This is a genomic window from Nocardia wallacei (genome assembly GCF_029869545.1).
GTDB classification, from domain to species: domain Bacteria; phylum Actinomycetota; class Actinomycetes; order Mycobacteriales; family Mycobacteriaceae; genus Nocardia; species Nocardia wallacei_A.
The window spans coordinates 1-19,528 of sequence record NZ_JARWQD010000294.1; the positions used below are offsets into that span (position 1 = coordinate 1).

Genomic DNA, 19,528 nt, shown 5'->3' on the forward strand with positions numbered 1-19,528 from the left:
GTTTGAAGTGGCGGGAGCTGGAGAGGCCACTGCCTGACCAGGGACACCAGGGGACGCACAACCGACCGGGAAACCGGCGGCACGAAGGCCCTGGGTCCTACCGTCAGAGATCATTTGCTACTCCAGTTCCCGACCCAACTCATCGGTCAACGACGCCCGGCGGGCGCCTTCGGGTCGAGGAATGAAGGCCAGGGACCCGGCCAGATGGTCTGCGCCGCGGACGGTCCCCCGATGGTGCTGCCCACCCCTCAAGGAGAATCTAAAGCGAATCTGAACCGAAAGTCAACGGCCCGATCGTCTCCGTGTTCGTCGCTGCGGTGCTCTGGATGGGCGACATCAGGAGCGGTGGTGTGCGGGTTGCGATTGGCGAACTCGGGCTCGGTGCGCCGACCTGGATGATTGGATCGTCGGCTACATGACCCGGCGTATCTGCAGGATGGAGGTGGTGAATCGGCTGATGGTCGAGGTGGGGGTTCGGTGGTGGCTGTCGTGGCCAGGCTGCGCGGATGTTTGTGATGACGCGAGTCACCTTTGACATTCCGTAGACATTCGCCTTAGATTCCCTTCGTGTTCGCTAGGTGGCGGAAGGGCTGCTCAGCTTGGGCGCTAGCCCTACTGGCGACATCGGCCGATCCGGCTATGGACATCAACTGCCTCTGGTAGCCGGCCCCAACGACGGAGGGGAACCAAAATGGATCACGACCAATCGGAACGACCGGCGGCACCGTCCCCGCCTGCACAGAATCTCGCTGCATCCACAACGGCGCGACAGCCAACAGAGCGGAGGGGTTCCAGCCACGGCGACGGCGGACTGCCGTCGGCGCTCATCGGTTTCGACGGACTGTTCTCGACAGTCGAAAAGCCGACAGATTTCGCCGGATTGCCATTTGCCTTCCCCGACAACCTGAATGCGACTCCGCTGGGCCGAATATACTGTGCGACAGCGCAGATCGATGATCACGGACGGCTATCCAACCGCGCTGCGCCCCGGGCAATGAAATGGCCTCCAGGCCAGCATCTCTCGTTCCGATTCGATGGCTCCGCAGTACTCGTGCAGGCTGCCGAACACAGTCGTTGGAGGTTGGGCAGAGCCGGACACCTGCATCTCCCAGCCGAGTACCGGCACATGTGCAAACTCGCGACAGGCGACCAGGCTCTTGCTGTCGCAGCGCCGAAGTACCAACTCCTAGCCGTCGTGCCAACGGCCGTGGTTGCTGCTGCGCTCTGGCACCATCGGCCCGAGATGTGGGAGACCGCATCGTGACCGACGACCTAACCGCTGCGGTTCGGCTCATCGCCGCGAAACTTGGGCTCAAGCCTGAAGACCTTGGGTTCGGCGCCAACCCAGCCGCCAAACCGGTGCCGACATTCCGCGAGTACATCGGAAAGCTAAGAAGCTCCCTGCCGTCATCGACCGTGCACACCTACGATCCGTATTGGCGAGTGATCGAAAAAGCCTGGGGTGAGCGATATCTCAACGAACCCACAGCAACTGAGATTGATGAGCTGGTCAAACTGCACCGCGCTCGCGCCGTCGTCCGTCGCAACTCACGGGATGGACGCGGAGCAGCGATCCACATGGTCACGGCCTTTCGATCCATTTACAACAACGCGCTCCGCGACGGTATCCCAACGCACAATCCCGCGAGGCGGGCCACCATCCCGCGGCGGCTACCCAGCCCTCGACACGCGCTTACCCGTGACCAGGTGCTCCAGATCGGCCAAATCGCCTCCACAACGGGCAACGACATCGAACTCGACTCACTTCTCGTCCGACTGCATATCGAATCGGCCTGTCGAAGGTCCGGAGCACTGAATCTCGGACTCGACGACCTGGACGTCGAAGACTGCCTGATCAAGCTACGCGAGAAGGGTGAAACCGTTCGGTGGCAGCCGATTACACCGATGCTGATGCAGCGACTGCTTGAGCACGCCCTCAATCGCGGCGGTCGTGATGCAACCGACAGAGTGCTGCGCTACCGCAACCTCCGCCCGATCGGCATTTCGCGCTACACATATCTCACCAACAGGCTGTACGAGCACCTACCGTGGGCTGCTCGGCTCCAAATCAGCGCGCACTGGGTCCGCCACACCACCTTGACCTTCGTCGATCGCGAGTTCGGTCCGGCTGTCGCACATGCCTACGCCGGCCACACCGACAATCCGCGCTTCCTGGGGTCGACGGGGATCTACACTGCGGCCTCGATCATCGAAGTGGCAGAGGCACTCGTCGCCCTGACAGGCCAGCCCCATCCCCTTGCACGGGAAGTTCGGCATCCCCTCGCACCGAGGGGGCGTGATGACGGTAACCTCTGACTCTATGAACACGCATTTGATGCGAGTTCACCCCTATCTGGCCGATAGAGTCGTGGAACAGGTGCCCGTCCTGCGTGACCAGGCCGACCGTGTCGTGGATGGAGCGGCCGGTCAGCTCGCGCACGTCCACGCCGTTGATCCGCACGGCACCGGAGTCCACGTCGTAGAGCCGCGAAACCAGCTGGGCGATGGTCGATTTCCCCGCCCCGGAGGATCCGACGAGCGCGATCATCTGCCCGGGCTCGGCACGCAGCGAGATCCCGTGCAGGACCTCGTGTCCGCCGCGGGTGTCCAGGGTCGCGACATCCTCCAGCGAGGCCAGCGACACCTTGTCGGCCGAGGGGTAGCCGAAGCGCACATCATCGAACTCGACCGAAACCGGGCCCGCCGGAACGGACGTCGCGCCCGGGGCATCCTGGATCAGCGGCTTCAGGTCCAGCACCTCGAAGACCCGCTCGAAGCTCACCAGCGCCGACATGATGTCGACCCGGGCGCTGGCCAGTGCCGTCAGCGGTGTGTACAGGCGGGTCAGCAGCAGCGACAGCGCCACCACCGAACCGGCGTCCAGCTGCCCGCGCAGCGCGTACCACCCGCCCAGGCCGTACACCAGGGCCACGGCCAGTGCCGACACCAGCGTGAGCGCGGTGACGAAGACGGTCTGCAGCATGGCGGTGCGGACCCCGATATCGCGCACTCGGCTCGCGCGCAGCGCGAATTCGGCCGACTCCTGCCGCGGGCGGCCGAACAGCTTCACCAGCGTGGCGCCGGGCGCGGAGAATCGCTCCGTCATCTGGGTGCTCATCGCGGCATTGAGCTGGGCGGCCTCGCGCTGGATCCCCGCGATCCGCACACCCATGCGCCGCGCGGGAATCATGAACAGCGGCAACATGACCAGGGACAGCAGCGTGATCTGCCAGGACAGGCCCATCATCACGACCAGGGTGAGCAGCAGCGTGACCACGTTTGTGACCACGCCCGACAGGGTGGTGCTGAAGGCCCGCTGCGCGCCGATCACATCGCTGTTCAGCCTGCTCACCAGCGCGCCGGTGCGGGTGCGGGTGAAGAAGGCGATCGGCAGGCGCTGCACGTGGTCGAACACCGCGGTGCGCAGGTCCAGTATCAGGCCCTCGCCGATGCGTGAGGACAGCCACCGGATCACCACGCCCAGCGCGGCGTCGGCCACCGCGACCAGTCCGATGATCACCGCCAGCAGCACCACCGAGTTCGGGGCGGCATGGCCGACGATATTGTCGATCACCTGTTTGACCAGTACCGGATTCGCCACCGCCAGCACCGCCGAGACGATGCTGAGCACCAGGAATCCGATCAGCGCCCGGCGGTGCGGCCGCGCGAACCGCAGGATGCGCCGAGCCGTGGCGCGGCTGAGCGCGCGCCGTTCCTGTGGCGCATGCGCCTGCCGGTAGAGCTGACTCCACGCCTCCGACTCGATACTCATCCGTTCGCTCCTTCGTCGTCGGGCAATTGAACCCGAGGGCACCGACACTAAGACCTCAACAATGGTTCAGGTCAAGCCCATGCCTCGGCCGCAGGAACGGGAAGTGCGGTTTTCGATATCGGCCTATGTATCTATTGCATACCGATGACCGCACGCTACCTGGGCGACAAACTGTCTTCCGGCCCATATCAGCGCCGGGTATGCGATTCGAACAGGGCGGGGCCATACATCCCGAAAGGTGACAGGAAATGCCGCATGTGGCAAGGCTGCCAAGACACGCGACATCCGGTTGACCGCGCTCGCGGCGGCATGCGGGTATCGGCGCGAGTAGCAGTGCCTGAATGAGGGGCGTACCCGGGTTGCGGCAGTTGCAGCTGTTGCAGCGGGTGCGGGACGACATGGTCGAACTGCTCGGCCGCCGGACCGGTCCTCATTTGCACGTCAAGTTGGGCGAGGTGGCCGATGAGGTCCGTTCGGCACGCAGAACGCTGGGTGATGCGGACGAGGATGGCTCCCGACAGGTCCAGCGCATCGGACACGAGGGAGATCTGTACCGGCCCGAGGAATTGCCGCAAGGAAAATTCCACAACCGCAGTCTTCCGCCTGAAGTCCAGGTCCGTGAGGGGTACCTGTATTTCGAAACGAATGCGGCAGCGGAACGGTATGGCGAAGAAGTTCTCGGCCCGATCCGTGACAGTTTACCGCCCGAACAACTCCATGCCGTGAGAAAATTTACCGAATGGGGGTACCCCTTCAAATTTCTGCGGGATGCAAACCCACCGACCGCCCGGGTCGAACAACAGATCGAACAATGGTCGAACGCGCAATCAGTTTACGAGCGCCTGACTCCGCTCACCGGCGAAAAGCCCGTCCCGACCCTTTCTTTGCTGCAGTCGCTGAGCACCAGGAGCGACCTCACCGACCAGCAGAGAAGGGTAATAGCAGAGATATTGAACAGTCCCGAACCGCAGGGAAAGATAGATGAAACATGGCTCGACTCCTTCGCCTTCAGGCGAGCCGAAAAATTCTTCGAAGGTGACCTTACTCCCGAGGCCGTGCTTCGGGATGCAAAATTGATCGAACGCGCTGTCGACCGTCCACTCCCGGATCCCGTCCATGCAATTCGAGAATTGCAGGACATCGACTTCCTTGTGGACGCGGATGGGAACAGAATAGGCTCCCGCCCCCTCACCCCGGAGCTGATGGAGTCGTTGCGCGGAGCCGTTCAGACCGAAAGTCGTTTCATCTCTACGAGTCTGGGCCCGGATCGGGCAAGAGTCGATATGGATGCATCGAAATTTGCGGACAGGGAATTAGCAGAGCTCGAAGGCGTTGGAAAAGAGGAGAAAAAACATCAATTGGAGCTGGATGTACCGGCAGGCAGTGGTGGTCTTTGGATAGGGGCGCGGAGCGTCTATCCGGATCAGCGGGAGCTGATCTTGGCGTCCGGAACGCGATACCTTATTTACGAGGTGTGGCCCAATCATCTGGGAGGGTATAACATCGGAGCGGAAGTGCTTCCACGATAGGAGGGTCGGCCCAGAAATCTGAAACAGAGGTTTTCATGAACGTAGAGGTGCCTGGTGATGATAGGCAGCATTCTGATGGGTATCCGGTAATCGCGCGATATGAGAGGTGGACCAGAAAGCCGCTGATCTACCTACCGGTGGCATCACGGGGTGATCTTATCGGCTATTTGTGGGGTTCGAGGAATTGTATTTCTGCGGGATTTATGCGTCGCTTCCCGATCCCCGGGTCGAATTTCGGAGCCCTGCTGTTCTGGGAAGAACGTCTCGGACGCTGCTATCGGGAGGGGCTTACACCGCCGGAAGCGGTCAGGCGGTGGATCGGCGCCCCCGAGGATCCCATCGGGGGCGGGATCTCGGATACTCGCGAACGAGAAGCGCCGAATCTGCTTGCGTTGTGGAACCAGCTCAACCCTACCGGCCCGCCACTCGGATCCGGACCGGACATCCAGGACGGCACGTTCGAAGATGGCACACCCTTGGACCGCTCCGAGGACTGGGGTCCACTGGTCGGTGCACCCCCACCACCGACCTACCGCACCGAAACCGACGCGGCCGTCCGATTTCTGCCGGTCACGAAGGACGACGCACCGATCGGTTACCTGTGGTCTTCGGTTTCCGGCGACGCCGCCGGATACCTGCCCCACGCTGCCGCAGGGCGCTCCGGAACGGTTGCTGCGGGACTGTGGAAAACGAGACTGAGCGACGCCTATGCCCGAGGACAATCACCACTGGCCGCCCTACGATATTGTCGAACATTCCCCGCACATCGCCTGGCGGGCCGTATCGCGAAAAACGCAATCGAGCACGAAATCGCGAGTCTCGCCGAACTTGGAACCATCGCTCGGCAATGAGAGGTATTCGGCCGGGCCACCGGCAGCACGTCAGCTCGGGTTCACAGCGAGCGGCGGTTCGACCTGCGGAACCGGCGATGCGTCCCGCGGCGGACGTATGGTCGAAACCATGAAGGCGATCCAGTACGAACGTGTCGGCGGGCCCGAGGTGTTGGAGCTGGTCGAGGTGCCGGTGCCCGAGCCGATCGGCGAACAGGTCCGGGTGGCGGTGCGGGCCGCCGGGGTGAATCCGGCCGATTGGAAGTTCCGGGAGGGGCTGATGCCCGGCGCGCCGGACTTCCCGCGCCGCGCCGGAATCGAGATCGCCGGATTCGTCGAGGCCGCCGGGCCGGACGCCGCGTGGCGCGTCGGCGACGAGGTGATCGGCTGGTCGCAGACCGGCGGCTACGCCGAATACGCGCTGGCCGTCCAGCTGGCCCCGAAACCGGCGGGCCTGCCCTATCCCGATGCGGTGGCCGTTCCCGTCGCGGCGAACACCGCGGACGGCGGCCTCGGGGTGCTGGAGCTGAAACCGGGGGAGACGCTGGTGGTGAACGGGGCGTCCGGCGCGGTCGGCGCGATGGTCGTGCAGCTGGCGCGCGAGGCGGGGGCCGAGGTGATCGGCACGGCGTCGGCCGCGAATCAGGAGGTGGTGCGCGCACTCGGCGCGACGCCGACGCCGTACGGCGAGGGCGTCGCCGACCGCATCCGGTCCCTCGCGCCGAACGGCGTCGATGCCGTATTCGACTGTGCGGGACACGGATTCCTCGATGCGGCCATCGAATTGCGCGGCGGCACGGAGCGAATCGTCACCATCGCCGACGGACAGGCGCAGGCGAAGGGCGTCGCCTTCTTCTCCCGAACCGGTGGCGCCGCACTGGATGTCGTCGAGCGGGTGGCACGGCTGGTGGCGACCGGCGCGTTCCGCCTGCCCGGCCCCGCCCGCACCTACCCGCTGGCCGAGGCCGCCGCCGCGCAGCGCGAAAGCGAAACCGGCCACGGTCTCGGAAAGATCGTCCTCACCATCGGCTGATCGGGCAAATCCCTACCAGCGCAACGGAAGTGCCTTCGGACCGCGCACCAGCAGCCCGCTCTTCCACGGTATCTCCTCGTTCGGAACCGCCAGGCGCAGCGACGGAAACCGGTGCAGCAGTGCGCTCATCGCGACCTGCAGCTCGAGCCGCGCCAGCTGGGCGCCGAGACAGTGGTGGGCACCGTGCCCGAAGGCCATGTGCGGGTTGTGTTCCCGGGTCAGGTCGAGCGCATCGGGATCGTCGAAGATGCGCTCGTCGCGATTGGCGACCTGCATATTGACGAACACCGCCTCCCCCGCGCGCACGGTGACGCCGCTCAGCTCGACGTCCTCGGTCGCGATCCGCGGCGACGAGCCACCGGAACCCAGCTGCACGTAGCGCAGCAGTTCCTCCACGGCGCCGGGCACCAGATCGGGCCGATCGCGCAGCGACTGCCAGTACTCCCGCTCGGTGAGCAGCACGTACGCGAAGTTGGCGATCTGGTTGGCGGTCGTCTCGTGGCCCGCGATCAGCAGCCCGATTCCCATATTGACCAGCTCGGTCTCGCTGAGCCGGTCCTCGTCGTCGCGGGCGGCCACCAGCGCGCCGAGCAGGTCGTCGGACGGCTCCCGCCGACGCTGCGCGACGAGTTCGGCGAGGTAGTCCTCGAGCGCGGCGCGCCCGGCGGTGATCTGCTCGCGGGTGTAGGCGGTGGTGGACAGGATCATGTCGGAGAAGTCCCGGAACCGGTGCTGGTCGCGGGTCGGGACGCCGAGCATCTCGCAGATGACGGTGACGGGCAGCGGCAGCGCGAAGTCCGCGACCAGATCCGCGGGCGGGCCGGACCGTTCGAGAACGGTCAGCAACTCGTCCACGATCGCCGCGACGCGCGGTCGCAACTGCTGGACCCGGCGCCCGGTGAACGCCTTGACCACCAGCTTGCGCAGCCTGGTGTGCTCCGGCGGGTCCATGCTCAGCAGCGCATCGGCCCGGGCGGGGACCGGTGTCGTGCGCGGCACGTCCTCGCGGCCGACGGCGGCGGCGCGGCTGAAACGCCGGTCGGCGAGGACCAGCTTGGCGTCGTCGTATCGGGTGACCAGCCAGCCCTCGCCGCCGTAGGGCAGCCGGATGCGGGCGACCGGTTCCTCGCGCTGGAGCTTCGCGAACAGCGGATGCATCTCGAGGCGGATCGGTTCGCCGAAGGGGTACCGGCGAGGCTCGGCGTGCACGGTCATGCGACTCCCTTTCCCCGGATGTAAGCAATTGCTTACTTAGCCACGGTAAGTGAGGCCGCGGAGCCCGTCAACGCATGAATCCCATTACGGCGGTGGGTAATTCACATCCGTCCGCTCCAGCAGCGCCCGGGTCGCGCGCAGCACATGATGAGCAACCAGATTCGGGTCCGCGCTCGCCAGCGGCTCCCGGCCGTGCACCGACCGCATCAGCCCGATGCCCAGTACCCAGGCGAGCAGCAGATCCGCCCGCAGGTCGCCGTCCGGTCCGTCGGTCAGCGCGGACAGCGCGCGGACGTATTCGTCGCCCAGTTCACGGCGGATCGCCGAGGCCCCCTCGTCGTGTCCGCTCGAGCGCAGCGCGGCCTGCAGCCAGTACTCCTGCGCCGCGGCGTCGGCCGGAACCAGCGCCCGTGCCAGCAGCCGCGCGGGCAGGCTACCGGCGGGACCGTCCTCGAGCACGCGCCGCCCGCGATCCGCGATCGCCGCCCGGAACAGCTCGTCCTTACTGCCGAAGTACCGGAACAGCAGGGCCTGGTTCACCCCGGCGCGGGCCGCGATATCGCGCACCGTGGCCCGCTCGTACCCGCGTTCGGCGAACAACTCCTGCGCCGCCGCCAGCAGCGCACCCCTGGTCGCGGCCGCATCCCGCTTCCGTTCGCCCGGCTCCTTCGCGCTCGACATGGATCCTCCGCTCACCGCGCCCCGGCACACCCCCGGCAGCGTAGGGCACCGGAGAAGCGGACAAAGCGGGCGCGGGCCGCCGGTCGTTCCGGACCGCCGCCGTCGCGAACCCCGGATCCGCAACTGCGAGTGGCGGTTCTGGCCGACGTCGTGCGGAGGTGACCGAAACCGCCGGTTGCTTCGGGGTTGCCGAAGCATGGGGATGCGGAGGGTTATTGCGACATATCGGTCGCGGTCGCGGACAACGGATTGTTGCCCGCCGCACCGGGCGATGCGGCCGGACGGCCGTCATTTCGCCCGGGTCGTGGCGGATCAGCTGCCGAACGGCAGGGTCCCCGGCGGGATCTGGTAGCCGGAGCTACCGGCGAAGACCGAACCCCAGGCGCCGAGCAGCCAGTTCAAGACGTTGGTGAGCATGGAAACCTCCGTGGGTGTATGCCAGCCCATTGCCGACATGACCGATCGGTAGCGGAATCGCCGGATGTGATTCGTCCGTTACAAACTACTGGTTGCCACGCCCGCGGCGCGTTTCCCCGTTGTGAATCTCACGAAACGCGGTGTGGCGCACGTCACTTACAGATTGTGTGGGCCGGTGTCCGGACCGAGTTCCGGCGGGGAGCACAATGTTCCGGTGGTGATGAAGATCGACGGCGCGGCGCGCACGGTGACGGCCGACCACCCGATCGATCTCGCGCACACCGTCGCGCCGCTGCGGCGCGGCGCCGGGGATCCCTGCCACCGGACGACCTCCGACGGGGCGCACTGGCATGCGTCGCGGCTGCCGTCCGGCCCGGTCACCTATCGACTCGTCCAGGGCGGGCCGCGCGCGGTGGCGGCGCGGGCGTGGGGTCCGGGAGCCGAGGAATTCCTGGAACGGCTGCCCGCCATGTTGTGCCTCGACGAGGATGTGGCCGGATTCGCGCCGGAGCATCCGAAGATCGCCGAGGCGCACCGCCGCCACCCCGGGCTGCGAATGCTGCGCACGGGCCTGGTGTTCGAGACGCTGGTGCCGACGATCCTGGAGCAGCGTGTGCACACCGTCTCGGCCCGGGCCTCGTGGCGAAAGCTGGTGTGGCAGTTCGGCGAACCCGCACCGGGCCCGGTACCCGCGCCGATGCGGGTGGCGCCCGACGCCGACACCTGGCGGTACATCCCGTCGTGGACCTATCACCGCGCCAACGTCGATCCCCAGCGCGCCAAGACCATCGTGCTGGCCGCCCGCATGGCCGACAAGCTCGAACAGGCCGCCGCCATGGACCACGCGGCGGCCGCCCGGCGGCTGTGCACGGTGCCGGGCATCGGGGTGTGGACCGCCGCCGAGGTCGCCCAGCGCGCGTTCGGTGACCCGGATGCGTTGTCGGTGGGCGACTTCCACCTGTCCGACATCGTCGGCTGGACCCTCCTGGGCCGTCCCATCGACGACGACACCATGATCGAATACCTGGAACCCCTGCGCCCCCACCGCTACCGCGCCGTCCGCCTCCTCGAGATCTCCGGCCAGGCCCGCAAACCCAAGTTCGCCCCCCGCACCCCATTGGTGGATATCACCCGCATCTGAGCCCGGGTCACTGGTGGGCGGCCTCACCCGCATCTGAGCCGGGTCACTAGCTGGCGGTCTCACCTGCGTCTGGGCCGGGTCACTGGTGGGCGGCCTTATCCGCATCTGAATTCCCGCCGGGTCACTGGGTGGCGGCCTTGTTTCCTGCGGCGCAGGCATGGGAGAGGGCCTGGGGGACGGGGATTCGGCCGAGGAACATCTCGGTGAGGATGGGCTCGATGGCCTCCAGGGCGGCGGCGAAGCCGGGGCCGCCGCCGGAGGAGATGCGCGGTCCGGCCAGGACGTCGAAGAACGGGGATACGTCGATTTCCCGGGCGGCCCAGTAGTCGCGGTACAGCTGCTGGTTGGCCACGACCGCCGGAACGGTCGCGCCGTCCTGTGCGAGAGGGCGGTTGCCCTCGGCGCTCCCCAGCCAGGCCAGCACCCGGCGGACGGCCTCGGGATGCGGACTGTCGGCATTGCCCGCGACACCGATCGCGTTGTTGGTGCTCACCCGCCCGGCGGGCCCCGTCGGCAGCAACGCGATACCCCACCCGAAGCGCGCCTGCCGGGCGATCTGGGCGAGGTTGTAGGTCCCGGACTGGAACAGCGCCAGCTTGCCCTGCAGGAAGGCGTTTTTCGCGAAGTCGCTGTTGGTGCTGGTATCGGCGGCCGAGGGCGCGAGCCGCTCCGCGACGAGCCGCACGAGATAGCCGAACGCCTCGACGCCCTGCGGACCGTCGAAGACGAAGCGGTCGTCGCGCTGGAACTGCCCGCCCGCCGATCCCAGGTAGGGCAGCTCGATCGACTGTAAGTCGTTGGCCGCGTTGTACGCCCACGGCGCCACGGCCGAAAGTCGTTGCAGCAGTGGGCGGAACGTATCGTCGCCGCCGGGACTCCACCGAACCGCCGCCAGCTCCGCGGGATCCACGCGGGCCGCCGCCAGCAGGTCGCGATTGAAGTACACCGCAGTCCCAGCGTCGACGAATTGCGGTACGGCCCAGAGGGTTCCGGCGCGGGTGTACTGGGTCACCGCGGACGGGTCCCACCCGCCCGCGGCCTCCGATCCCAGCGCGGCGCCGATATCGACCAGCCGCCCGGCATCGGCGTAATCCTCGTACAGGTTGGTCCAGAACAGGTCGTCGGCGGTTCCGCCCGCCACGTCCAGCCGCAGCTTCTGCTGGTAGGAGGCCCACGGCACCAGCGTGATCCGGACCTCGAGGTCCGGGTTCGCCCGTTCGAAGGCATCCAGCGACGCCCGGTACGCGGGCACGAACTGCTCGTCCCAGATGCGCAGCCGCAGCACGGTGCGCCCCGAGCCGTCACCGGGATGTCCGAGCCACAGCGCCGCCGCGACCAGCAGCACCGCACTGAGCGCGACACCCAGGATCACCCGCGTCGAGGTCTTCATCGCCGCCCCGTCCACGCGATCGACCGCAGCACCTGACGCTGGAATATCAGGAACAGCACCGCCAGTGGCACGATCGCCAGTGTCGTCGCCGCCATGACCAGCGTCCACTGCGTGTTGTACTGCGTCTGCAGGTTGGCCGTCGCGACGGTCAACACCTGCCAGGTGCGGCCGCTGCTCGCGACCAGCGGCCACATGAAGTTGTTCCACTGCGTGACGATCGTGATCAGCGTCAGCGTGGCCAGGATGGGCCTGCTCATCGGCACCATCACGTGCACCAGGATGTCGGCGGTACCGGCGCCGTCGAGGCGGGCGGCACCGAGCAGCTCCTCCGGAATCGACCGGAAGTATTGGCGGAGAAGGAATATCGCGTAGGGCGAACCGAACACGAACGGCAGCACCAGCGCCCAGAACGTATTGAGCAGGCCCAGCTTCGCGAACATCAGATACAGCGGTATCAGGGTCACCATGGGCGGCACCATCATCGTGCCCAGATACACCCAGAACAGCGGGTCGCGTCCGGGAAAGTCGGTGCGCGCGAACGCATAGGCCGCCAGGATCGAGGTGACCAGCTGCCCTCCGGTGACGAAGACGGTCATCAGCGCCGTGACCACCATCGCCCGCCCCAGCCCGCCCTGATCCAGCACGGTGTGAAAGTTGGCCCCTGTCACCGGATTCGGCAGGGCCAACGGCGACTGCGCCGCGAACTGTTCCGGCGTCTTCACCGCCGTCAGCGCGCTGAGCACCAGCGGCGCCACGGTGAGCAGCGCACCCGCCACCAGCAGCAGGTACACGGTCGCGGTGCGAGTACTCCGCCGGATTCGCTTGTGCGACAACGAATCAGTACTCATAGGTCGTCCTGTTCCGGAAGTACCGGTGCTGCACCAGCGTGATCGCGAACATGACCACGAAGACGACCAGCGCCATCACCGCCGCCCGGCCGGGCCGCCCGGCGTCGAAGGCCTCCGCGAACATGCGCATCGCCACCACATCCGTGCGATCGCCCGGGCCGCCCTTGGTGAGGGCATACACCGTGTCGAAGGTCTGGAACGCCGTCAGCACGCCGGTGACCAGGACGAAGAACATGGTGGGCCGCAGCAGCGGCAGCATCAGCCACCGGATCCGCCGCCAGCCGGTCGCGCCGTCCAGCGCCCCCGCGTCGAGGATCTCGCGCGGTATCGCGCGGATCCCGGCCACGAAGAACAGCGCCACGTACCCGAAGTTCGCCCAGATGCTCACCGCCGCAACCGATGGCAGCGCCAGCGCCGGATCCGACAGCCACTCGATCCGCCGCCCCAGCACCGCGTCGAGCGCGCCGTCGGTCGGCGCGAAGACCCACTGCCACACCACGCCGACCGCGACCGGCGCGCACATCCAGGGCAGGGCGAACACGACCCGCAGCGCCGCGCCGCCGCGCCGCCGTGCCAGCGGCGCCGCCACCGCGAAACCCAAGACCGTCTGCACCGGCACCACGATCGCCGTCAGCGCCAGCGTCACCAGCAGCGCATGGCCGAATTCCCGGTCGCCCAGCACCGATCGCCAGTTCTCGAATCCCACGAAGCGCATGGGCCCCAGCAGATTCCAGCTGTGCAGGCTCAGCCACGCCACCACCACGATCGGCAGCAGCAGGAAACAGCCGACGCCGATCAGGCTCGGCCCCAGCAGCGCATAGCTCGTCACGACACGACGAACCGCCCGTCGGTTCATGATCAGCGACGCTAGCCGGACGGGTAACGCGTCAGTCCCTGGGGCCACCCGCGACGTAGACGACCTGGCCGGAGACGAATCCGGCCCCCTCGCTCACCAGGAACGAGGCGGTGTGGGCGATATCCTCGGGCCGCCCGACCCGCTGCACCGGAATCTCGGCCGCGGCGGCCTTCTGGAAGTCGTCGAAATCCACGCCGACGCGCGCCGCGGTGGCCGCGGTCATATCGGTGACGATGAATCCCGGGGCGATGGCATTGGCGGTGATGCCGAACTTGCCCAGCTCGAAGGCCAGCGTCTTGGTGAAGCCCTGCATCCCCGCCTTGGCGGCGGAGTAGTTGGCCTGCCCGCGATTACCGAGCGCCGAGGTGCTGGACATGTTCACGATGCGCCCCCACCCGGCGTCGACCATATGCTTCTGCACCGCCCGCGTGAGCAGGAAGGCGCCGCGCAGATGCACGTTCAGCACCGCGTCCCAGTCGTCGACGCTCATCTTGAACAGCAGGTTGTCGCGCAGGATCCCGGCGTTGTTGACGACCACGGTCGGCGCGCCGAGTTCGGCCTCCACCTGCTCGACCGCCGCCGCCACCGATGCCTCGTCGGAGACGTCCGCCCCGAGCGCCACCGCCCGGCCGCCGGCGTCGTTGATCGCCTGCACGGTGTCGGCGCAGCTCGCGACGTCCAGATCCAGCACGCCGATCCGCAGGCCGTCGGCCGCCAGCCGCTTGGCGATCGCCGCGCCGATTCCGCGTGCGGCCCCGGAAACTACGGCAATTCGTTCGGCCATCAAGCTCCTCCGTCCTGGATTCGGGCGCTGTCGGACATCAGCCGGATCATTCCACCCACAGCGACCAGGTGCCGCCGCGGCCCTGGCCCTCGCAGACCAGCGCGTGCCCGTCGGTGGTGCGGGCGGTGGTGTCGGTCCCCGGAATGCACTTCGAGCCGCCCTCGTGGACGGCCGTGGAGACGGTGTTCGGGCCCGCCCAGCGGTACCCGCCGGTGCCGCGCAGGCACAGCAGGGTGCTGCCGTCGGAGGCGGCGCCGATGAGCCCGGCCTGCGCCTGGGTGCACGGCTCGCCCTTGACGACGGCGGGCGGGCCCGCTGCCGCCGGGGGCGCGACCGCGGTGGTGGGAACGGGCGCGGGCGGCGGGGTCGCGGCGACGGTGACGACGGTGGTGGCGGCCGTCGGCGTCGGATCGCTCCCCCATGCCGTGCGCGGCAGGGTCACTCCCGACAGCACCACGACCCCGGCGAGCACGACCACCTCGAGGATCCCGATCAGCAGCGCGAACATCGCCATGGCCCGGCCGCGGGGATGGCTGAAGGAGATGAGCCCGAAAACCAGTGCCACCGGGAACAATCCGAGCAGGGCGGCGATCAGCGCGATGATCGAATACGGATTGACGATCGGCGGTACTTCCACGCGCAGCCGCCCGGTCCGCCGCCGGTTCTGGGTGTTCTCCCAGCGCTCCTCGTCGGCATCGGCCGGTTCGCCGCGGCGGCGGGGGCGTTCGTTTTCCCAGTAGTCGTCGTCGGGTTCCGGGGGCTGGGCGCGTCTTCGGTTCCGCGCGGCCTCCCAGCGGTCGTATTCGGGGTCGGGCCCCGGGGCGTAGCGGTCGTCGGGGGCGGGCTGCCAGTGATTTTCCTCCGGTGGCGGCATCGGCGGCCGCCGATTCTGGCCGGGCCGGTCGTCGGGTTCCGCGGCGGGCGCGTACCGGCCGTTGGGCGGTGGCGGTGGCGCCCACCCTTCGTCGGATTCGGCCACCGGCCACCGCTGATCCTCCGGCGGCTCCGGCCGCCCGGGCTTCGCAGGTAGCCTGCGGACCATACCCAGTTCCTCTCACCTCACTCGTGCAGGAACCTCGGCAAACGGACCCGCCCCGATACCGAGAAAGGATAGGGGTCCCCACGGCGCCCGCAACTGGTGCAGCTCAGGAGCCATAACTCTGATCTTGATAGGTGCCGCGGGCGCGCCCGCCGCGGATTCACAGCGACGCCACGCACACCACGAATCTGCGCTGGTTGTACACGAACCCGCGATCGCCCGACGAGCATTCGTTGACATTGGTGGTGCCCTGCTTGATCTCCACCACGCGCACGGCCTTACCGGGCGGCCTGGTGCAGTCGGCGGGCTTCGGGGCGTCGGTCGCCATATCCATGCAACTGCCGACCACCCAGTTGATGTCGAGGCACAGCGGACCCTGCGGCGCCTGATCCGGATGCGCCGGCGGCATCGTGAACGAGCGATCCGCATCGCCCGGGCAGCGGCCGTTGGGCGGCGCCTTGCTGGTCACCTTGTAGCCCGACCCCCCGGTCGAACAGGTGGCCTTGGTGGGCGCGGCGCCACCGAACTCCACGCAGTCGCCCACGTTCAGCTCGATCGCCGCGGGATCCTTGCGCTCGGAGGCGTCCTTGTTGACCGCGGTGGCGGCCGTGGGCTCGGGCGTGGATTCGGTTGGCGGGGCGGCGATCTGGACCGGTGGCTCCGCCGATGTCGGGGCCGGTGCGGCGGCGGTCGTCGTGCCGACCTGCGCGGCGCGCGGCTGTACCGAGGACGAGTCGTCGCCGGAGCTCATCAGCGACAGCGCGGCGGCGGCCAGGCATGCGGTCGACAGCGCGGCGGCGATGACGAAGCCCGTCAAGGTGACTCCGGCATGGAGACGTCGTCTGCCCACGAAACCGAACCTCCTGGATGCAGCTCCGAACCGGCGACGAGATCCGAAGCGTCGGAGCGCAATTGCGTCGACGTAGTGCATACACGATGTCGGCGCGACGCGCGACTCGAGCGCGCGGACATGGTCACGATTCTGCAACGAACGCTTTGTGCATCTCGCCAACCATGCGGTCCGCCAACGAGAGTCGTTCGCTGTATACCTCGCCACCGGGCGTCGAAGACCCCGGAGAATAAACAGTATAAAAAGGATAACAGAGGATGAAGCTCGGCACGTTCGCCGCCACCGCCCTCATGGTCGTCGCCGCTGTGGGGATCGCCGCGGGAACCGTGAATGCCAGTCCGTCTACCCCCGGCCGGGAACTCACATCGTCCGGCGTCGATCAGGGAGTCGACTACCGCGCCACACTCGCCGAGGACGAGCGCACCCTGACCACCGTCGTCGACCACGGCAGGTTCGAGACCACCGCCGACGGCTCCCGGGTCCTGCTGCGCTCGGCGACCGACGCCGTAATCGCCGAGGTCCCACTGACTTTCGAGGTCAAGGGGCATCGGCTGCCGGTCGCCCAGCAGATCAGCGCCGACGGCCGGACGCTGTCGCTCACCCCGCGGGTGACCGCTACCGATATCGGTGAGATGCAGCCGATCGACCCGATGGGCCGGCTCGTCACCGAACTCAACAAGAACGTCGTCGGGATGGTCGTCGGCGGCGTGCTCGGCGGTCTCATCGGCGCCGTGCTCGGGTTCTTCTTCCTGAGCTGGCTCACCGGGCCGATCGGCCTGCTCGTCGGGGCGCTGGCCGGCGGCGCGATCATGGGCGGGCAGCCGTTCATCGACGCGCTGGCGGGCATCGTCACCGGAGTAGGCTGAGCGGCCCACTGTTCCTGCCGCCCTTCACGGTTGGTCGATCGTGCGCTCCCCGACCAGCGAGATCCGGATGCTGAGCAGCCATCCGGCGAACCAGAGCAGCAGGCGATCCCAGCGATCGAGACCCCGGTGCGCGTGACGGCGCCGAGTTCCCCTGCGCCGCACGGGCGCGGCGTGGCGGGCCCGCCCGGTGCGGCCCGCCGGGAGCTGCGGCACCTGTCGTCCGGGGGCGATGGCGTGCCGGGCCGGGCCGGTCGCGTGCCGGGCCCCGGTGCGCCCGGGAGGGGGCACCAGCCGCACCACCTTCCGTCCGTGCGCGGGGGCGGTCACGGCAGTGCCCGTTCGTCGAGGACGCAGCGGCCCGACTCCACCAGCACGGTCCGCGCGCGGCGGCGCACGCGGCAGGTGTCGACCGTGCAATCTATGTGCAACTGCATGGCGGCATGGGCCTGTTCGATGTTCAGGATGCCCGGATCGTCCCCGCAGCGCAGGAGTCCGGCGAGCGGGAGGTGCAGGCTCGTCAGCTGCATGCCGACACCTCCGCCGCGAGTCGCCGATATCGGCGACGCGGCGGAGACATATGGTCCTCCCAGGGCTGCTGGTGAATAGCCATGCCCACGGCTTCCATGGGTGTCAGGCCGACCTCGTCGGCGAGGCCGCCGACGGCGTGCAACAGGGTCGGCACCACCTCGGCAACCTGCAGTGCGGCCACCGCCTGCTGGCAGGTCAGCGTGCGACCCGGCAGATAGGACACCACCCAGCCGGCCTGGCCGACGCTGCGGGCGCGGTGCGGGGTTAGATCGCTGGTCATCAACGACGATCCGATGACGTGTACAGCCATGACTCCTCGTTCCTGCGTGCGATTCTGAAGGTGCCCATCCGGCTTCGAGCACACTTCCAGCATCCATCAACTGGACGTTCGCCAAGCCCGAATTGGATATCCACAGAGAATTCGCGCGAATCTCCAGCAGCGAATCCACCTGGGGGAGCAAGATTCTCCATAGTGGATGAAAGCTCCCCCGGGCATCCGAAGAGAACGGAGTGCGCTGTGTCTGAGAGTTCCGCGAACACGTCGTCGACCCTCCCCCGTCGCCAGCTCGGAAGATACCTGCGGGACTGGCGAACTCAGGCGGGCCTGACGATCGCCGAGGCCGCCAGGCTCATGGAGTGGGGTGCCAGCACCCTGCAGCGATTGGAGAAGGGCCAGGCAGATCGCATCCGCACCATAGACATTCAGGAACTCTGCCGCATCTACGGCATCCCCGACGACATCGCCGAGGGCCTCAAGGGCCTGGCCCAGCAGGCCGCCGTCAAGAGCTGGTGGCACGCCTACGGCGACCTGATCCCCGAAAACTTCGACGTATACGTGGGTTTGGAGGCCTCGGCGCACCGGCTCACCGCCTCCCAGTCCGAACTGGTCCCCGGCCTGCTGCAGACCGCCGACTACGCGCGGGCGCTGAACGCGCTCGGCTTCCCCGACGACAGCGAGGCGGAGCTGGAGCGCCGCGTCCAGCTGCGACTTCAGCGGCAGGCCTTGATAACTCGCAAGAATCAGCCCGCGACGGTGGATGTCGTCCTCGGCGAATCGGTCTTGCGCCGCGTCGTCGGAAGTGCAAGGGTGATGGCGGCGCAGCTGCGGCACTTGGCCGACCTGAGCACCCGGGACAATGTCACGCTGCGCGTCCTGCCCTTCGCAGCCGGTGTCCCCCTGGGCCTTTCGACCGGCCCGTTCGTGATCCTCGAGTTCGGAACCGACAGCAAGGGGCAGCCGGTGGAGCCGCCGGTGGTGTATGTGGAGGGCTTCACCGGGGATCTGTATCTCGAAAGACCAGGTGACGTGCGGCGGTATCGGCGGGCGCACGAGGGTCTGCTGCGCTGTGCGCTGGACGTCCCGACGAGCAGGAACCTGCTGCGGCAGGTCGCGAAGGAGTACATGGCATGAGGCTCATGCCTAATCGGACACAGGATTGAGCGCTCGGAAAGGACACAGGATGAGCAGTGAGTTTGCCGGTGCCCAGTGGTTCAAGAGCAGTCGCAGCGGCGCCGGAAAGGAATGCGTCGAGGTCGCGTTCCTGGTCGGCGGCCGAGTCGGCGTGCGCGACAGCAAGAACCCGGGCGAGCCCGCGTTGATCTTCGGTCCCGACGAGTGGACCGGATTCGTCGAGGGTGTGTGCGACGGTCGAATCCACCGCGCCTGATCATCTCCGGGGGGGGCGCCGCGGGGCGGCGCCCGGCGGGCCCCCCCCCCCCACCCGGGGGGAGAAAATAAACACCCCCCGG

General features: G+C 67.6%; 20 protein-coding genes. 8 read left to right on the plus strand and 12 right to left on the minus strand.

The window, feature by feature from the left end:
* Nucleotides 1–1,260: 1,260 nt before the first annotated feature.
* On the plus strand, nucleotides 1,261–2,316 hold the full coding sequence (locus QH290_RS25855; RefSeq protein WP_280385707.1) for a tyrosine-type recombinase/integrase: 1,056 nt from the start codon (nucleotides 1,261–1,263) through the stop codon (nucleotides 2,314–2,316).
* Here QH290_RS25855 and QH290_RS25860 read toward each other — a convergent pair.
* Nucleotides 2,207–3,772: an ABC transporter ATP-binding protein gene (locus QH290_RS25860; protein WP_280385709.1), complete on the minus strand. Its 1,566-nt coding sequence runs from the start codon at nucleotides 3,770–3,772 to the stop codon at nucleotides 2,207–2,209. The genes QH290_RS25855 and QH290_RS25860 overlap by 110 nt on opposite strands.
* Before the next feature lie 368 nt (nucleotides 3,773–4,140).
* Between QH290_RS25860 and QH290_RS25865 the strand changes: the two genes are divergently transcribed.
* From QH290_RS25865 to QH290_RS25875, 3 genes are all read left to right on the plus strand, one after another.
* The gene (locus QH290_RS25865) at nucleotides 4,141–5,301 is read left to right on the plus strand and encodes an ADP-ribosyltransferase (RefSeq protein ID WP_280385711.1); all 1,161 of its coding nucleotides are present in this window, start codon (nucleotides 4,141–4,143) and stop codon (nucleotides 5,299–5,301) included.
* A 35-nt stretch (nucleotides 5,302–5,336) separates the two neighbouring features.
* Nucleotides 5,337–6,152, plus strand: coding sequence for a hypothetical protein (locus tag QH290_RS25870; protein ID WP_280385712.1), 816 nt, complete (start codon nucleotides 5,337–5,339; stop codon nucleotides 6,150–6,152).
* 109 nt (nucleotides 6,153–6,261) lie between these two features.
* Nucleotides 6,262–7,164, plus strand: coding sequence for an NADP-dependent oxidoreductase (locus QH290_RS25875; RefSeq protein ID WP_280268600.1), 903 nt, complete (start codon nucleotides 6,262–6,264; stop codon nucleotides 7,162–7,164).
* 12 nt (nucleotides 7,165–7,176) lie between these two features.
* Here the strand turns inward: QH290_RS25875 and QH290_RS25880 are convergent, their stop codons facing one another.
* Nucleotides 7,177–8,379: a cytochrome P450 gene (locus QH290_RS25880; protein ID WP_280385714.1), complete on the minus strand. Its 1,203-nt coding sequence runs from the start codon at nucleotides 8,377–8,379 to the stop codon at nucleotides 7,177–7,179.
* A gap of 84 nt (nucleotides 8,380–8,463) precedes the next feature.
* A complete protein-coding gene (locus QH290_RS25885; RefSeq protein WP_280268598.1) occupies nucleotides 8,464–9,060 on the minus strand; it encodes a TetR/AcrR family transcriptional regulator in 597 nt (198 codons plus the stop codon).
* 637 nt (nucleotides 9,061–9,697) lie between these two features.
* On the opposite strand from QH290_RS25885, the gene QH290_RS25890 reads away from it, so the two are divergent.
* A complete protein-coding gene (locus QH290_RS25890; RefSeq protein WP_280385724.1) occupies nucleotides 9,698–10,618 on the plus strand; it encodes a DNA-3-methyladenine glycosylase family protein in 921 nt (306 codons plus the stop codon).
* Nucleotides 10,619–10,739: 121 nt separating this feature from the next.
* Here the strand turns inward: QH290_RS25890 and QH290_RS25895 are convergent, their stop codons facing one another.
* The 6 genes from QH290_RS25895 to lppU all read right to left on the minus strand — a co-directional run bounded on the left by QH290_RS25895 (nucleotide 10,740) and on the right by lppU (nucleotide 16,385).
* Nucleotides 10,740–12,008, minus strand: a complete 1,269-nt coding sequence (locus tag QH290_RS25895; protein WP_280385716.1) for an ABC transporter substrate-binding protein — start codon at nucleotides 12,006–12,008, stop codon at nucleotides 10,740–10,742.
* Nucleotides 12,005–12,856, minus strand: a complete 852-nt coding sequence (locus QH290_RS25900) for a carbohydrate ABC transporter permease (RefSeq protein ID WP_280268596.1) — start codon at nucleotides 12,854–12,856, stop codon at nucleotides 12,005–12,007. Before QH290_RS25900 ends, QH290_RS25895 begins: the two co-directional genes overlap by 4 nt.
* Nucleotides 12,846–13,712: a carbohydrate ABC transporter permease gene (locus tag QH290_RS25905; RefSeq protein ID WP_280385718.1), complete on the minus strand. Its 867-nt coding sequence runs from the start codon at nucleotides 13,710–13,712 to the stop codon at nucleotides 12,846–12,848. The genes QH290_RS25900 and QH290_RS25905 overlap by 11 nt, the downstream gene beginning before the upstream one ends.
* Before the next feature lie 31 nt (nucleotides 13,713–13,743).
* Entirely contained in the window at nucleotides 13,744–14,496 is a 753-nt protein-coding gene (gene fabG, locus QH290_RS25910) for a 3-oxoacyl-ACP reductase FabG (RefSeq protein ID WP_425301837.1), read from the minus strand.
* Nucleotides 14,497–14,542: 46 nt separating this feature from the next.
* Entirely contained in the window at nucleotides 14,543–15,538 is a 996-nt protein-coding gene (locus tag QH290_RS25915) for a DUF4190 domain-containing protein (protein WP_280268593.1), read from the minus strand.
* 157 nt (nucleotides 15,539–15,695) lie between these two features.
* Nucleotides 15,696–16,385 (minus strand): LppU family putative lipoprotein, encoded by a 690-nt coding sequence (gene lppU, locus QH290_RS25920; RefSeq protein ID WP_280268592.1) that lies wholly within the window; start codon nucleotides 16,383–16,385, stop codon nucleotides 15,696–15,698.
* Nucleotides 16,386–16,642: 257 nt separating this feature from the next.
* On the opposite strand from lppU, the gene QH290_RS25925 reads away from it, so the two are divergent.
* Entirely contained in the window at nucleotides 16,643–17,251 is a 609-nt protein-coding gene (locus QH290_RS25925) for a DUF8020 domain-containing protein (protein WP_280268591.1), read from the plus strand.
* A 24-nt stretch (nucleotides 17,252–17,275) separates the two neighbouring features.
* On the opposite strand, the gene QH290_RS25930 is transcribed toward QH290_RS25925, so the two are convergent.
* The 3 genes from QH290_RS25930 to QH290_RS25940 are packed head-to-tail and all read right to left on the minus strand — an operon-like array spanning nucleotide 17,276 to nucleotide 18,089.
* Nucleotides 17,276–17,578, minus strand: a complete 303-nt coding sequence (locus tag QH290_RS25930) for a hypothetical protein (RefSeq protein WP_280385720.1) — start codon at nucleotides 17,576–17,578, stop codon at nucleotides 17,276–17,278.
* A complete protein-coding gene (locus QH290_RS25935; protein ID WP_280268390.1) occupies nucleotides 17,575–17,778 on the minus strand; it encodes a hypothetical protein in 204 nt (67 codons plus the stop codon). Before QH290_RS25935 ends, QH290_RS25930 begins: the two co-directional genes overlap by 4 nt.
* A complete protein-coding gene (locus QH290_RS25940; RefSeq protein WP_280268389.1) occupies nucleotides 17,769–18,089 on the minus strand; it encodes a hypothetical protein in 321 nt (106 codons plus the stop codon). The genes QH290_RS25935 and QH290_RS25940 overlap by 10 nt, the downstream gene beginning before the upstream one ends.
* 207 nt (nucleotides 18,090–18,296) lie before the next feature.
* Here QH290_RS25940 and QH290_RS25945 point away from each other — a divergent pair, with 207 nt between their 5' ends.
* The gene (locus tag QH290_RS25945) at nucleotides 18,297–19,190 is read left to right on the plus strand and encodes a helix-turn-helix domain-containing protein (protein WP_280268388.1); all 894 of its coding nucleotides are present in this window, start codon (nucleotides 18,297–18,299) and stop codon (nucleotides 19,188–19,190) included.
* Nucleotides 19,191–19,239: 49 nt separating this feature from the next.
* Nucleotides 19,240–19,446 carry a DUF397 domain-containing protein gene (locus tag QH290_RS25950; protein WP_280385722.1) on the plus strand — a complete coding sequence of 69 codons (207 nt, stop codon included), beginning with the start codon at nucleotides 19,240–19,242 and terminating at the stop codon, nucleotides 19,444–19,446.
* Nucleotides 19,447–19,528 lie beyond the last annotated feature (82 nt).